The 14,782-nt window shown below is 67.6% G+C and carries 15 protein-coding genes and 1 pseudogene; 11 read left to right on the forward strand and 5 right to left on the reverse strand.

Annotated features, from left to right (window positions below; genetic code table 11):
• Nucleotides 1-24: 24 nt before the first annotated feature.
• Nucleotides 25-417 carry a VOC family protein gene (locus ACLIVD_RS31655; protein ID WP_283333932.1) on the forward strand — a complete coding sequence of 131 codons (393 nt, stop codon included), beginning with the start codon at nt 25-27 and terminating at the stop codon, nt 415-417.
• Here the strand turns inward: ACLIVD_RS31655 and aztA are convergent.
• The gene (aztA, locus tag ACLIVD_RS31660) at nt 398-1,033 is read right to left on the reverse strand and encodes a zinc ABC transporter ATP-binding protein AztA (RefSeq protein ID WP_491931230.1); all 636 of its coding nucleotides are present in this window, start codon (nt 1,031-1,033) and stop codon (nt 398-400) included. The genes ACLIVD_RS31655 and aztA overlap by 20 nt on opposite strands.
• A gap of 18 nt (nt 1,034-1,051) precedes the next feature.
• Here aztA and aztB point away from each other — a divergent pair, with 18 nt between their 5' ends.
• From aztB to aztD, 4 genes are all read left to right on the forward strand, one after another.
• Entirely contained in the window at nt 1,052-1,906 is an 855-nt protein-coding gene (aztB, locus tag ACLIVD_RS31665) for a zinc ABC transporter permease AztB (RefSeq protein ID WP_283333696.1), read from the forward strand.
• A gap of 13 nt (nt 1,907-1,919) precedes the next feature.
• Nucleotides 1,920-3,194, forward strand: coding sequence for an ABC transporter (locus ACLIVD_RS31670; RefSeq protein WP_283333695.1), 1,275 nt, complete (start codon nt 1,920-1,922; stop codon nt 3,192-3,194).
• A gap of 5 nt (nt 3,195-3,199) precedes the next feature.
• The gene (aztC, locus tag ACLIVD_RS31675; RefSeq protein WP_283333931.1) at nt 3,200-4,111 is read left to right on the forward strand and encodes a zinc ABC transporter substrate-binding protein AztC; all 912 of its coding nucleotides are present in this window, start codon (nt 3,200-3,202) and stop codon (nt 4,109-4,111) included.
• Nucleotides 4,112-4,177: 66 nt separating this feature from the next.
• Nucleotides 4,178-5,341 carry a zinc metallochaperone AztD gene (aztD, locus tag ACLIVD_RS31680; protein WP_283333694.1) on the forward strand — a complete coding sequence of 388 codons (1,164 nt, stop codon included), beginning with the start codon at nt 4,178-4,180 and terminating at the stop codon, nt 5,339-5,341.
• A gap of 16 nt (nt 5,342-5,357) precedes the next feature.
• Here the strand turns inward: aztD and ACLIVD_RS31685 are convergent, their stop codons facing one another.
• A complete protein-coding gene (locus ACLIVD_RS31685) occupies nt 5,358-5,777 on the reverse strand; it encodes a carboxymuconolactone decarboxylase family protein (protein WP_283333693.1) in 420 nt (139 codons plus the stop codon).
• Between the two features lie 170 nt (nt 5,778-5,947).
• Here ACLIVD_RS31685 and ACLIVD_RS31690 point away from each other — a divergent pair, with 170 nt between their 5' ends.
• Nucleotides 5,948-6,316, forward strand: a complete 369-nt coding sequence (locus ACLIVD_RS31690) for an MmcQ/YjbR family DNA-binding protein (protein WP_283333692.1) — start codon at nt 5,948-5,950, stop codon at nt 6,314-6,316.
• Here ACLIVD_RS31690 and ACLIVD_RS31695 read toward each other — a convergent pair.
• Complete coding sequence (locus tag ACLIVD_RS31695; protein WP_283333691.1) at nt 6,306-7,169, reverse strand: LysR family transcriptional regulator; 864 nt, start codon at nt 7,167-7,169, stop codon at nt 6,306-6,308. The two genes, ACLIVD_RS31690 and ACLIVD_RS31695, sit on opposite strands and share 11 nt — an antisense overlap.
• A gap of 170 nt (nt 7,170-7,339) precedes the next feature.
• Between ACLIVD_RS31695 and ACLIVD_RS31700 the strand changes: the two genes are divergently transcribed.
• The 3 genes from ACLIVD_RS31700 to ACLIVD_RS31710 all read left to right on the forward strand — a co-directional run bounded on the left by ACLIVD_RS31700 (nt 7,340) and on the right by ACLIVD_RS31710 (nt 10,376).
• On the forward strand, nt 7,340-8,191 hold the full coding sequence (locus ACLIVD_RS31700; RefSeq protein ID WP_283333690.1) for a sugar phosphate isomerase/epimerase family protein: 852 nt from the start codon (nt 7,340-7,342) through the stop codon (nt 8,189-8,191).
• A gap of 29 nt (nt 8,192-8,220) precedes the next feature.
• The gene (locus tag ACLIVD_RS31705) at nt 8,221-8,991 is read left to right on the forward strand and encodes an SDR family NAD(P)-dependent oxidoreductase (protein WP_283333689.1); all 771 of its coding nucleotides are present in this window, start codon (nt 8,221-8,223) and stop codon (nt 8,989-8,991) included.
• 116 nt (nt 8,992-9,107) lie between these two features.
• A complete protein-coding gene (locus ACLIVD_RS31710; RefSeq protein ID WP_283333688.1) occupies nt 9,108-10,376 on the forward strand; it encodes an MFS transporter in 1,269 nt (422 codons plus the stop codon).
• A 19-nt stretch (nt 10,377-10,395) separates the two neighbouring features.
• On the opposite strand, the pseudogene ACLIVD_RS31715 reads toward ACLIVD_RS31710, so the two are convergent.
• Nucleotides 10,396-11,747, reverse strand: a pseudogene (locus ACLIVD_RS31715) (TIGR01777 family oxidoreductase).
• Between the two features lie 59 nt (nt 11,748-11,806).
• Here ACLIVD_RS31715 and ACLIVD_RS31720 point away from each other — a divergent pair.
• A complete protein-coding gene (locus tag ACLIVD_RS31720) occupies nt 11,807-13,288 on the forward strand; it encodes an SDR family oxidoreductase (RefSeq protein ID WP_283333686.1) in 1,482 nt (493 codons plus the stop codon).
• On the opposite strand, the gene ACLIVD_RS31725 is transcribed toward ACLIVD_RS31720, so the two are convergent.
• Nucleotides 13,267-13,869 (reverse strand): lipocalin family protein, encoded by a 603-nt coding sequence (locus tag ACLIVD_RS31725; protein ID WP_283333685.1) that lies wholly within the window; start codon nt 13,867-13,869, stop codon nt 13,267-13,269. The two genes, ACLIVD_RS31720 and ACLIVD_RS31725, sit on opposite strands and share 22 nt — an antisense overlap.
• A 205-nt stretch (nt 13,870-14,074) precedes the next feature.
• On the opposite strand from ACLIVD_RS31725, the gene ACLIVD_RS31730 reads away from it, so the two are divergent.
• Nucleotides 14,075-14,740: a fasciclin domain-containing protein gene (locus tag ACLIVD_RS31730; protein WP_283333684.1), complete on the forward strand. Its 666-nt coding sequence runs from the start codon at nt 14,075-14,077 to the stop codon at nt 14,738-14,740.
• Nucleotides 14,741-14,782: the final 42 nt, after the last annotated feature.

A 14,782-nucleotide genomic window follows, 5' to 3' on the forward strand; every position in this document is an offset into this window, starting at 1 on the left:
CCTGCCGACGAGAAGGTGGACGGCATGAGCGCGGACGGCAAGACCCACATCAACGGGGTGCACACGGTGGCGGTCCCCGTGACCGATCAGGATAGGGCGCTCGAATTCTATTTGGGCGCACTCGGTTTCGAACGCCGCATGGATGCGGAGTTCAGTCCCGGACAGCGGTGGGTGGAGGTGGCGCCACCGGGATCGGCGACGTCGATCGCGCTCGTGCCCGCACGCGACGGCGTCCCCGCGGGCGTCGAGACGGGCATCCGCCTCACCACCTCGGACGCCGACGCCGACCATGCGACCCTGTCGGCGAACGGCGTCGACGTGGACGCGGAGGTGCTGCGGATGGGCGACTACGTGCCGCCCATGTTCTACTTCCGTGACCCGGACGGCAACAAACTGGTCATCGTCGAAGTGGGGTGAGCTGCACCCCCGACGACAGGGTCAGCACCTGGTCGGCGCGTTCCGCGTCGCAGGATTCGTGCGTGGCCACGACGACGGTCGCACCGCGCGCGGCCTCTTCGCCGACGACGTCGCCGATCACCGCGCGGGCTTCCGCGTCGAGACCGGTGGTCGGCTCGTCGAGGAGTAACAGGTCGCCGCGTTGCACGAGCGCCTGCGCGAGCAGGGCACGTTGACGCTGGCCGCCCGACAGTGTGCCGATCCGCCGCCGGCCGAGGTCTGCGAGACCGAGCCTGCCCAGCGCCTCGTCGACGGCCTCCCGGTCGCCGGGGGTGAGCCGTCGCCACAAGCCACGCCGGCGCCAGGCTCCCATGGCCGCCACCTCGCGCACGGTCAGCGGTAGCTGATCGCTCACCGCATTGCGTTGCGGCACATATGCCGTGCCCAACCCCTTCGTGCCGTCGATCCGTCCCGCCGTCGGTCGCGCGATGCCGGCCAGGCACTGCAGGAGCGTCGACTTCCCCGAACCGTTGTGCCCCACGACGGCCGTGACCGTACCCGGCCCGAGCCGGGCGCTCACACCGTTCAACGCCGGGGTCTGGCCGTACCGAACCTCGATTTCGCTTACGACAATCATTATCGTTAGATTAGCAGAGTGCAGTGGCTACTCGACCCCCTGATGGTGTCCTTCGTCCGGCGTGCGCTCTTCGCGGGAATGCTGGTGTCCGTGCTCTGCGGGCTGGTGGGCACGTGGGTCGTGTTGCGCGGCATGGCCTTCATGAGCGAGGCCATCTCGCACGGCATGCTGCCCGGCGTGGCCGTCGCCTATCTCGCCGGCGCGAATCTCCTCGTCGGCGCGGCCGCGAGTGCGGTCGTCATGATCCTCGGCGTCGCCTGGGTGTCGAAGAACTCGCGACTGTCCGAGGACACCGGGATCGGCCTGCTGTTCGTCGGCATGCTCGCGCTGGGTGTCGTGATCGTCTCGCGTGCAAGGTCGTTCGCGGTCGATCTCACAGCCTTCCTGTTCGGTGACGTCCTGTCGGCGACACCGGGAGACCTGATCTGGCTCGCGGCGGCGGCCGCGGTCGCCGGGATCGTCTCGGTGATCGCGTACCGCCCGTTCGTCACCCTCGTCTTCGACGAACGCAAGGCCCACACCCTGGGCCTGCAACCACGGTGGGCGCACCTCGCACTGCTCGCTCTGGTGGTCCTCGCGGTGGTCGCGTCGTTCCGCATCGTCGGCACCCTCCTCGTGTTCGGTCTCCTCGTCGCCCCGTCCGCCACCGCAGCACTGTTCGGCAGGTCGATCGGCGCGACGATGGCGATTGCCGTGCTCCTCGGCTGGTCCGCCACATTCGCCGGGCTGATCGTGTCGTGGAATGCCGACACCGCTGCGGGCGCGACGATCGCCGGAATCGCCGTGCTCCAGTTCTTCGTCGCAGCCCTCGCCCGGTCGGCGGCGCGACGACTTCGGCCTGCCTTTCGGCCAACCCCGATACCCGTTCGATAGATGGAGACCATGAATGCCGAACACCACCCTCGCCCGCGCAGCAATTGCCGCGGTCGCCGCGCTGGCCCTCGGAGCCTGCGCATCTCCACAGGAGGAGGCCGCGTCCCCCGACGGCCGGAGTCAACCGGGTAGCGACCTTGCCGCCGAGGCCGGATCCACCGAGGTCGACGGGCCCGAACCCCGGCTCGTCGTGTCGGACGCCGACTCCGGCCGGGTGGACGTGTTCGACCTCGCTACGGCAGAGAGACTCCATTCGTTCGAGTTCGACAATCCGGCGCGGGTGACGACGGTGAAGGACCGCTACGCGTTCGCCGTGGACGGCGCCGGCGGCGCGGTGCATGTCGTGGACGCCGGTTCCTGGACCATCGATCACGGTGACCACACCCACTCGTACACCAAACCGCCGGTCGAACTCGGCGCCCTCGAGGGTGGCAAGCCTGCGCACGTGATCGAAGGCGACGACAAGGTGGCGACGTTCTTCGACGGCGACGGACTCGCCCGCGTGATCGATTTCGCCGCCCTCCGCAAGGACAGCATCGACGTCGGGGCCGTCGTGGACGCCGACGCACCGCACCACGGCGTCGCCCTGCCGATCGCCGATGGTTTCGTGGTGTCGCACTCGGCCGCGGACGGAAGCGATTCCCGCCCCGGCACGTTCGAGGTCCACACCGCGCACGGGGAGGTCGAGCAGAGCTTCGACACCGCCTGCCCGAACATGCACGGCACGGCGGTGTCCGACACGAACGTGCTGGCCGCGTGCGACGACGGACTGTTCCTCGCGACCACCGCCGCCGGGGCGTGGACGTCGGAGAAGGTTCCGTACCCGGCAGGCATCGGCGCCGCCACCCGACCCACGTCGTTCCGCGGACACGACGGCCTGCCGATCCATGTCGCCGCCGCCGGACCCGCTGCCACCAACGACGGGGTGCTGGTCTTCGATGCCCGCACCCGCGGGTGGACGCACGTCCGGACGCCGGATCGCGCGCTGAGCGTCGCACTGGCGGGCGACGGTCGCTCCGTGTTCGCGGTCCTCGCGGACGGCACCTTCCGCGTGTACGACACGACGACCGGCGCGGAGACCGCGTCCTCGCACGTGCTGGCCGCCCCTTACGACGGGAGCGACGAGTCCGCAACGCTGCCTGCCGTCGTCGTCGGCGGCACCCGCGCATACGTCTCGGATCCCGCATCGAAGACGGTGACCGAGATCGACTTCCGGGACGACGCGCGGGTGGCGCGGACTCTCGACGTCGGAGTCGCCGCGTCCACCCTCGGCGTGGTGGGGCTGTGACCGGGATGCGGCGCCTGCTGCCGCTGACCCTGCTGGCCGCGCTCGCGGCGCTGTCCGTGACGGCGTGTTCCCCGGGCGCCTCCGACGGACCGGTCGTGGTCGTGACCACGAACATTCTGGGTGATGTGGTGCAGAACGTCGTCGGCGACGAGGCCGACGTGATGGTGCTGATGCCGAGAGGCGCCGATCCCCATTCGTTCGAGATCTCCGCGTCGGACGCCGCGCGGGTGGAGCGCGCCGACCTCCTCGTGTCGAACGGTCTCGGACTCGAGGAGGGAATCGGCAAGACCGTCGACACTGCACACTCCGAGGGAGTTCCGATCCTGCAGGTCGGTGAGGCCGTGCGGCCGATCGAGTACCGTTCCGGAAAGTCCACGGGCACCCTGGATCCGCACATCTGGACCGACCCGGACCGGGTACGCGAGGCCGTTGCACTGATCCGCGACGCGGTGATCGACCACGTGCCGGAGATCGACGCGGGGGCCGTCCGCCAGAACTCGGACAGCTACGCCCGGCAACTCGAAGAACTCACCGCCCGGATGACGGACAGATTCGCGGCCGTCCCCGCAGACCGGCGAAAGCTGGTGACCAATCATCACGTCTTCGGTTATCTGGCCGAACGTTTCGGCTTCGTCACCGTGGGGGCGGTGATTCCCAGCGGGACCACCCTGGCGTCGCCCAGCGCGTCGGACCTCTCGGACCTCGCCGCGACGATCACCGCGTCGCGGGTTCCCGCGATCTTCGTCGACTCCTCCCAGCCCGATCGGCTCGCGCAGGTCTTGGCCTCGGAGGCCGGTGTTCCCGTCGACGTCGTCTCGCTGTTCACGGAATCACTGGGCGAAAACGGCTCGGGCGCGGGCACGTACATCGAGATGATGGATTCGAACTCCCTGGCGATCGCGGAGGGGTTGAAATAGCGATGCATTCACACATGCACACTTCCGACTTTGACAACCGTTTGCAATAAGAGTTAATTCTCCTGGGTGACCCTTACGCGTAGACCTCTCCCCACCGCCGTTGCCGCCGTGGCACTCTCGGCGACACTGCTCACGTCCTGCTCCACCGACTCCGGCACGGCCGAAGCGACCACCACCGACTCGGCCACACCGCGGCTGGCACTGAGCTACGACGGCGGCGTGCTGGTTCTCGACGCGCAGAGCCTCGACGTGGTCGGTTCGGCCGAGGTGGACGGATTCACCCGGCTCAACCCCGCAGGCGACGACCGGCACGTGCTGGTCAGCACCGGAAACAGTTTCACCGCCCTCGACACCGCCGAACCCGCCCTCACCGACGTCGCGTTCGAGGCGAAGACGCCCGGACACGTGGTCCGGCACGACGGCAAGACCGTGTTGTTCGACGACGGCACCGGACTGGTGCGCGTGTTCGATCCGGCCGGACTCTCCGAAGGCACACCCGACACCACCGAGTTCACGACGCCGGAGGCGCATCACGGAGTGGCCGTGGAACTCTCCGACGGCAGCCTGCTCACCACCGTCGGCAACGAGGACGAACGCACCGGCATCGTCGTACTCGACCGCGACCGCAAGGAGATCGCGCGCAACGAGGACTGCCCCGGTGTGCACGGTGAGGCCGTCGCCGCCGGCGAGACGGTGGTCGTGGGATGCCAGAACGGCCTGCTGATCTACCGGGGCGGCGTCATCACCAAGGTCACCAGCCCGGACCCCTACGGGCGCATCGGAAACCAGGCCGGCGACGAGGATTCACCGATGATCCTGGGCGACTACAAGACCGATCCCGACGCCGAACTCGAACGCCCCGAACGGGTCTCGCTCACCGACACCGCCACCGGACAACTCACCCTCGTCGACCTGGGCACCAGCTACACGTTCCGCTCGCTCGGTCGAGCCCCGCACGGTGAGGCCCTCGTCCTCGGCACCGACGGCGCCGTGCACGTGATCGACCCGAACAGCAAGGCGGTCAGCCGCACCGTCGACGTCCTCGATCCGTGGACGGAGCCGGACAAGTGGCAGTCGCCGCGGCCCGCGCTGTACGTGCAGGACCACACCGCCTACGTGACCGACCCCGCGAACAAGAAGATCCACACGATCGACCTCGACACCTGGACCGTATCCGGGCAGGCCGACCTGCCGGAGACCCCGAACGAGATCACCGGCGTCACGGGCTGATTCGCTTACCGCGGCGTCAGTCTTCGGTTTCCAGCGGTCCCAGTTCCGCGTCGAGCGCCTCCTGCACCACCGCCATCGCCGACAACCCGGCGGGGGCGCCGCAGTAGGCGCTCGCGTGGATCACCGCCTCGACGATCTCGGTGCGGGTCAGACCGTTTCGCAGTGCACCCCGCACGTGGCCCTTCAGTTCACCGTGCGCACGCAGCGCGATGAGCATGCCGAGGTTGAGGAGGCTGCGGCTGCGCCGGTCCAGCCCCGGCCGGTTCCACACGGCGTCCCAGACGTGCTCGGTGACGAACTCCTGCAGCTGTTCGCTGTCGGTCCCCGCCGTGCGAGTGAGTGCCCGCTCGACGAAGTCGGGGCCCATCACCTCACGCCGCACCGTCAGCCCCGCCTCGACGGCCGGACTCCGCTTCCCGGGTTCTTCACTGGTCATGGGTTCACTCCTGTTCACAGCGCCTACGTGTTCGGGAGTCACTCTACGATTCGACGACGGAGTGCCCGCCTGCCTCGGACCATCGCGTCTCCGCGCCCACCACGGTCCGGGCTGTCGGTGATCCGGGATATAAAGGTCCCGGACCACCGACCCGCTGCCCAGGAGCTGTGATGCCCACCGAAGACGACGTGCGCGCGATGATGCTGGCGTTGCCGGAGGCGCACGAGGTGGTGATCGCCAACTGGGGCGACCAGCCGACGTTCCGCGTCCGCAAGAAGATGTTCGGTCTCGTCGGTTACGGCGCCCCCACCGTCTGCCTCAAAGCGACGAAGGAAACGCAGGCGGCCCTGCTGCAGGAGGATCCCGACGTCTTCCTGGTCGCACCGTTCTTCGGGCGGTGGGGCTGGATCGACGTCGTCCTCGACCGAGTCGACGCCGAAGAACTGGCCGAACTCGTCGAGGAGGCGTGGCGTCTCACCGCCCCGAAGCGGGTCGTGGCGGCGTACGACGCCGCGGCGGGCCTGCATTTCAGGACATGATGGCTGTCGTCACGTCGCCGACCACCGCCCTCGTGTGCCGCTGACACACCAGCCACGTCGTCATTGCCAGCGGCAGCTCGGTCAGCGGGCGCCAGGGCCACCCCGGCATCTGTTTCTCCGCCGTGTACCGGCTCACCAGCACAGCGTCCGCCTTCGCGGCAGCCGCACCGGCGAGCGCGTGCTCGACGAACTGCGCGAACTGCCAGTACGGCCGGATACCGGCCTCCACCGCCGCGCCGATCAACCCGTCCTGCTGCGTGGGAACCTGGTCGCGGGAATGGACGAGCACCCGGAGCCCATCGAGATCCCGCAGCGAGCAGGATTCTGCAGACGCCAGGGTGTGGCCGGGGCGAACGGCGAGCCCGAACGGCTCTTCGCGGAGTTTCCACGACGAGCAATCACTGGGCGGTGATTGGTGCACCATGCACAGGTCGAGTCGCCCTTCCCGGAGCATCCGCAGTTGGTTCGTGCTGTTCGCCTCGACGAGTTGTAGCGCGCATCCGGGCACCTCGTCGTCGAGGCGGCCGACCATGCTCACGAGCCATTCGCTGGACGTACCCGGTGGGACGCCGATCGTGACGACTTCCCGGATCTCGGTCGCGCCGGACACCACTTCCTGGGTTGCAGCCTCGAGCGCCAGCAGTTGTCGTGCGTGCTGGAGGAGTGCCTCGCCCGCGACAGTCGGAGTGGCGCCACGTGCCGTTCTGTCGAACAACGCCTGGCCGAGTTCCCTCTCCAGCGCCTGCACCTGCCGGCTGAGGGACGGTTGAGAAATCCGCAACCGCTCCGCAGCGCGGTTGAACGATCCTTCTTCGGCTATAGCCAAGAAGTAATGAAGATGGCGAAACTCCACGGTCGGTTTCCTCCACTGCAGGCGTTCGACCAGGATACGACACCGGTTATGCCTACTGCGTATAGCTGGTGTGCTCAACAGGGCTTGGACAATCCCTGTGAGGGCGGTCTCTAATGGAACGAAGCCGAGGGCGAGTCACCCTCAGATGCCGCTCACACTCAAGGAGACCGATGAAGCTCGGGGTCTACTCAGCTTGCCTACCTTCCCTGGTTCCGCCCGAAGCGATCGATGCGGCGGCAGCGGCGGGCTACGCAGGCATCGAATGGCGCGTCGCGAGTGACATCGGTTCTTCCGGCCACCCGCATTTCCTCACCAACAATCGCTGTACCGTCGCTCCCGACAGCCGGTCCGTCGCGGACATCTGCACGCGGACACGTGCTGCGGACTTGGAGGTCGTCGCGCTCAGCCCGTACATCGACTCCGGCGACGTTGCGGGGGTCGAGGAGATGATGCGGTTCGCGCGAGCGAATTCGGTGCCGAGCATCCGGTTGCGCGCCCCGTGGATGGATGACCGCGGGTTTCACCGACTGTTCGCGGAAGCGCGGGAGTTCTTCGACCACGTGTCTACCCTGGCCGGGCACTACGGGGTCCGGGCGCTCCTCGAGATCCACCAACGCTCGATCTGCCCCAGTGTCTCGCTCGCGCATCAACTCGTCGGCCACTTGCCGCCCGATCGAGTAGGAGTGATCTACGACGTCGGAAATCTCGTGGTGGAAGGGTACGAAGACCATCGCATGGCCCTGCAGATTCTCGGCGACCACCTCTCCCACGTCCACGTCAAGAACGCTCACTACGTCAGGCCGGCAGGCGGCGGGGTATGGACCCACCGGTGGTCGCCGATGGACGACGGCGTCGCCGACATCCCCCGGGTTCTCCGCCTCCTCACCGAAGCCGGCTACCGCGGGTGGGTGTCCGTCGAAGACTTCAGCGATTCCCGGCCCGTCCACGAACGACTGCGCTTCAACGCGCAGTTCCTGCGGCAACATGCCGACTTCGAAACTCCAGTCCCCCAGTCACTCTGATCCACACATCACATCTCGACAGGACGATCATGAACGAATACCACAACACCCCGGTTTCAGTTGTGACCGGAGGCGCAGGGGCCCTCGGCTCGGCGATCAGCCGCCGATTCGCGCAGGGCGGTGACACCGTGATCCTCCTCGACAACAACGCGGATGCCGTGCGGGCCGTTGCCCGGACGCTGTCGGACGAGACCGGCGCACAGGTTCTCGGATGGGTCGTAGACATCGCCGACGAGGAATCGATCCGCCTCGCCGTCAAGCGAATCGACGAAGATTTCGGGCGGTTGGACCGCCTCGTGAACAATGCGGCGATCAACCCGCGCGCACGGCTCGCGAACGTCGACGACGCCGAATGGGACACGGCGATGGCAGTGAACCTTCGCGGTCCGATGTCGCTGTGCCGGAGTGCCGTTCCGATCTGGTCTCGCACCGGGTCGGGACGGGTCGTCAACATCACCTCACGAACCTGGCTGAGCGGCGGACCCACCGCCTATGTCACCTCCAAGGCCGGAGTCGTCGGCCTCACCCGCTCCCTGGCAGTCGAGCTCGGTCCCCTCGGTGTCACCACCAACGCCGTCGCGCCCAGCATGGTTGTCACGCCCTTCACCCAGGGTGGGCGCACAGACGACGAATTCGCGCTGTTCGTCGACAGACACACCAGGATGTCGCCTCTCGGCCGTCTCGCGACAGCCGACGACATCGTCGACGCCGTCGAGTTCCTCACGTCCGACAGGGCCACGTTCATCACCGGCGAAGTGCTGCACGTGTGCGGCGGCGCCCAACTCGCGGCGGCGCCGTGACGCGCTCGCCTCAGTACCCACACCACCCCTGCCTCGCCTTCACCGGGTAACAAGCCAAAGGAACACACTCCACATGCCCTCACCCCGACGATCCGACTCCTCAGCCCAGCAAGAAGATGGCCCGCAGGGCAGCACTCGGAAGTTTCCTCGGCAGCGTCGTCGAGTACTACGACTTCTTCGTCTACGGCACGGCCGCGGCCCTGGTCTTCGGCAAGATCTTCTTTCCCAACAGTGATTCCGCTGCCGGCACACTGGCATCGCTCGCCACATTCGGGGCCGCCTACATCGCGCGACCGCTCGGGGCCCTGCTCTTCGGGCACGCCGGCGATCGGATCGGCCGCAAGAACGTCCTCCTCTTCACATTGCTCCTCATGGGCGCGTCGACCTTCGCCATCGGGCTGCTGCCCACCCATGCGACCATCGGCGCCGCAGCGCCCGCCCTCCTCGTCGTATGCAGGCTCCTGCAGGGAATTTCTGCCGGCGGCGAGCAGGTCGGGGCCAGCCTGCTCACCATGGAGCACTCCCCCGAGAAGAGTCGCGGCTTCTACACGAGTTGGCTCCTCAACGGCGCCGCCACCGGTTCGATCCTGGCGACCTTGATCTTCATCCCCGTGGGAGCGTTGCCCGAGGAGCAGCTTCTCACCTGGGGATGGCGTATCCCGTTCCTCCTCAGCTTCGTCATGGTGTTCATCACCCTCCTGGTGCGGCGCGGGGTGGACGAATCCCCCGAGTTCGTCGAAGCCGAAAAGGAGGATGCTGTATCGGAATTCCCCGTGACCACGCTCCTCCGCACTCAGCTGCGCGCGACCGTGATCGTCTTCGTCGCGGCCTTCAATACGGTCATCTCGACGATCGTGATCGTCTTCGGCCTGTCGTACGCGACACAGGAACACGGTGTCGATCGGTCCACGATGCTCACGGCGATCGCCGCCAGCCAAGTGGTCGCGCTGTTCTTCCATCCGCTGTTCGGATTCATCGCGGACCGGATCGGCCGGAAAGTGGTGTACGTCAGCGGCTGTCTGCTGTGTGCCGTGGGGGTCTTCGCGTTCCTCGGCGCGATCTCCACCGGCAGTACGGTACTCATCGTCATCGCGACGGTGGGACTCAAGGGCGTCGTGTACTCGGCTCCCAATGCCCTGTGGCCGTCGTTCTTCGCCGAGATGTTCACGCCGAACGTCCGTTACACCGGTGTCGCTGTGTCAACCCAATTGAGCTTCCTGCTCACCGGCTTCGCACCCACGATCTGCTACGCCCTGATCGGCGGCGACGACAACTGGGTCCTTGCCGCCTCGGCAGTTGCGGGTATCTGCGTTCTCGCCGCGGCGGCGGCCCGGATCTCCACCAAGGCCCGAGTGGAGAGCCGGCAGGTACTGGCGCACACCTGATCCACGCGGTTGCGCTGCGTCACCCCTCGTCGGCCTTGAACCGCCCGAGCTGGTGGCGCAGCGCCGTGTCGAGGTCGGGGCGCCGGAACCGGTGACCGCGGTCGAGGAGCTTGCCCGGGGCGACGCGCTGATCGGCGAGGGCGAGTTCGCGCGCACCCTGCTCTCCGAGCAGGAGCTTCGGCCCGAAATCGGGGACCGGGAGGAAGGCCGGACGGTGCAGTACCGACGCCAGGACTGCGGTGTACTCCTCGTTGCGAACCGGATTCGGCGCCACCGCGTTGACCGGACCGCTCAATCCCGAATCGACGACGGCGCGATGGTAGACGTCGATCAGATCGTCGATGTCGATCCACGACAGCCACTGCGTTCCGGCACCGAGACGACCTCCGAGTCCGACCTCGAACAGCGGCCGTTGCAGGCGCAGCACGCCACCGCTCGGCGACTGGACGATCCCGGTGCGGACGTGCACCACCCGCAGTCCGGCGTCGGCGGCAGGCTTCGCCGCGTCCTCCCAGTCCGCCACGACGTCGGCGAGGAAGCCGTCGCCCCGCGGGTCCTGCTCGTGCAGCACCTCGTCGCCGCGGTCGGGGCCGTAGTACCCGATCGCCGACGCACCGACGAAGATCTTCGGTCCCTGCCCGGACGCTGCCGCCACTTCCGCCAGCCGACGGGTGGGCTCGATGCGACTGTCCCTGATCGCCCGGCGGTGACCGTCGGTGAACCGTCCCGCGATGGACGCGCCTGCGAGGTGGATCACGGCGTCGACTCCGTCGAGCAGGTCCGCGGCAGGAGCGTCCGGGTTCCAGCGCCGCTCGTCGGGTGTGCCGGGCGCGCGGCGCACGAGCCGGATCACTCGGTGCCCGCCGGTGCTCAGGAACGCAGTGAGGGCGGAGCCGACCAGACCGGAGCTCCCCGTCACGGCGATGGTGAGGGGGCCGGGCAGGAGTGTGGACGCCCAGTGGTGCCGGTCCATGTCGTCGGCGAGCTGGCGGTGGCGGTAGACGAACGTCGAGCGGAGGAAGTGGCCGGGCACGATGGTGTCGACCCGGTCGGTGACCCGGGTCCGGCCCTCGGACACGACGTCGAACGTGTGCGTGTGCCGCCACGGCACCAGCAGGCGCAGCGGCAGCGCGGCCGAATAGTCGACGAACCGGTGCGGGGGGTCGTACTCCTTGGCGTCGTGCTGCGCGATCCACGTCAGTCCGCCGGGTAGGCGCAATCTGCACGACCCGATTTCAGAGACTCGGATTCCTTCGCGAGACTCAGTGGCTGCCACGGCGGTGAGAGCCGGGTGAACGCCCCGGCCCTCGTGTGCCAGGCGAACAACTCGTCCCGCGAGGCCTCGACCACACTCGAATGCACGATGCCCATGACCCGACCTTAGCCGCGATGGCGGGCGAGGCGGTGACAACGACGAGTAGCGTGTGGGAATGACGCAGTTACGTGTACTGGTCACCGGTGCCACCGGATACATCGGCGGACGCCTCGCTCCCCGGCTCTCGCAAGCCGGCTATCGGGTGCGGGTGCTGGTGCGTTCACCCGAGAAACTGACCGACGTCCCGTGGGCGTCCGACGTCGAGATCGCCCGCGGCGACCTGAGCGATCCCGAATCCCTTTCTGCCGCTTTCACGGACGTGGACGTCGTCTACTACCTCGTGCATTCGATGGGTGGTTCGGACGAGTTCGAGGAGGCCGAACGCGTCAGCGCGGAGAACGTGGCCGAGGCTGCCCGCACGTCCGGTGTCGGCCGGATCGTCTACCTCGGCGGGCTTCATCCCGACTCGGTGGACCTCTCTCCGCACCTGCACTCCCGCACACAGGTGGGGCAGATTCTCGTCGACTCCGGCGTTCCCACAATGGTTCTGCAGGCCGGGGTCGTCATCGGCTCCGGTTCTGCGTCGTTCGAGATGATCCGCCACCTCACCAACCGGCTCCCCGTGATGACCACCCCGCGGTGGGTGAACAACAAGATCCAGCCGATCGCGGTCCGCGACGTGCTGCACTACCTCGTCGCCGCAGCGGAGGCACCGTTGCCGCGCAGCCGCACCTTCGACATCGGCGGCCCCGACGTCATCCGCTACGGCGAGATGATGCAGACATACGCCGAGGTCGCCGGTCTCCGTCAGCGTCGCATCCTCGTCCTTCCGGTGCTGACCCCGAAGCTCGCCGGTCTGTGGATCGGCCTGGTCACCCCGATCCCCCGCTCGCTCGGGCGGGCCCTGATCGAATCCCTGCAGAACGACGCCGTCGCCTCCGAGCACGACATCGACGACGTCATCCCACCGCCGAAGGCAGGCCTGACCACGTACCGGGACGCCGTGCGACTGGCGTTGCGGCGCATCGACAACGGCGAGGTGGAGACGACATGGGCCAGTGCGTCCCCGGTCGGCGCCCCGTCCGATCCGTTGCCGTCCGACCCGGATTGGGCCGGTGAGGTCGTCTACACCGACGAACGCACCATGGACTGCGACGCGGACGCCGGAACGCTGTGGAGCGTCGTGGAGAGCATCGGCGGTGAGAACGGCTGGTACTCGTTCCCCCTCGCGTGGTCGGTGCGCGGCTGGCTCGACCGTGTGGTCGGCGGTGTCGGTCTCACCCGCGGACGCCGGAACCCGAAGCAGCTCAACACCGGCGACCCCCTGGACTTCTGGCGGGTCGAACGCATCGACCGGGGGTCCCTGCTACGACTGCGCGCCGAGATGCGGGCACCGGGCGGGGCGTGGCTCGAATGGCGCGTCCACAGTGTGGATTCCGACCGGTCCCGACTCGATCAGCGGGCCATCTTCTTCCCGAAAGGCCTCGCCGGAAGGCTGTACTGGTACTCCATCATGCCGTTCCACGGAATCATCTTCAAAGGCATGATGGAGAACATCACCGGCTCCGCTGCCCGTCAGACCGTGCAGAGCGGCTGAATAGCCTCTCGGCCACCGGTGGTCGGGGACGTCAGCAGCAGGCACGAGTTGTAGCCACGCGATTCCACCACCTGCCGGATCTGCTTCCATCCCACGTCGTCGACCGCCGGGTTGCGGGAGAGGACGAAACCCGAAGCCCGTGCCGGGTCACCGACGAGCGCCCACGAGTAGTCGTCGGCGATGTAGGTGACCACATAGTTGGTGGGACCGTCCGGTGAACTCTGGAACGGCACGTCCGGGAAACTCACGTGGAGTAGCGCATTGGTGACCGGGTCGTTGACACGCGCATTGCCGTTGATTCCGTTCGTCCCTCCCGCCCAGGTGGTGCACGAGTTGGCGACGCTGACGTTCGACGAGTCCACGAGTCCGTACGTCGCCCTGGTGTCCCGCGCGCAGTCCAGGTTGAAGGGCTGTGGCACAGCGGCCAACTGATACCACGTGCCGAGGTACCGCGGCACGTCGAGGGACGGGACTGGTGCGAGCGCACCGGGCTGAGCCTGCGCCGGGCTCGCCGCCAGCACCACGGCCGCAGCGGCGGCCAGCAGTCCTGCGGCGAATCCACGAGCCTTCGAGAGTGTCATCTCGGGTCCTTTCACGATCATGCGTCGACGAAACGGGCAACCTGAACGGAGTGCCTGTGCAGCACCCTCTCTCGGGACATTCGACGCCACTTCCGGATCGGATGGGTCGATCCGGGACAACCTTCGACCCATCCGTTCCGGAGACCGCTCCGAATGCCTGTCGATGGTGCTCATCCGCACCCACACCGGAGAGAGGCAATAACCCATGAACATCAGCACACGAGTTCTGGCAGTCGCAGCGAGCACGTCCCTCGTCCTGCTGGGCGCAGCGTGTTCGTCGGACGACAGCGACTCGTCGAGCAGCGGCTCCGCCTCGGAGGCGATGACGTCCGAGTCGATGTCGTCCGGTTCGATGACCTCGTCCGCGATGGCCGATCCCGCCGCCAACCTGGTCGGTCCGGGCTGCGCCGAGTACGCGAAGACGGTGCCCGACGGTGCCGGTTCGGTCAGCGGCATGGCGCAGGATCCGGTCGCGACCGCCGCGTCCAACAACCCGCTGCTCACCACCCTCACCGCCGCCATATCCGGTCAGCTCAACCCGCAGGTCAACCTGGTGGACACGCTGAACAGCGGACAGTTCACGGTGTTCGCGCCGGTGGATGCCGCGTTCGCGAAGGTCGACCCGGCCACGATCGAGACCCTCAAGACCGACCCGGCGCTGCTCACCAAGGTCCTGACCTACCACGTGGTCCCCGGCCAGATCGCGCCGAGTGACATCGACGGCCAGCACACGACCGTCGAGGGTGGCACGGTCACTGTCACCGGTTCGGGCGACGACCTGAAGGTCAACGACGCCGGCGTCATCTGCGGTGGCGTCCAGACCGCCAACGCCACGGTGTACCTGGTCGACACCGTCCTGATGCCCCAGTAAGCACGCTCGTCTCAGAGTTCTCCGTGCCCGGCGGCATCGGTC

The organism is Rhodococcus sp. G6(2025) (assembly GCF_058628105.1).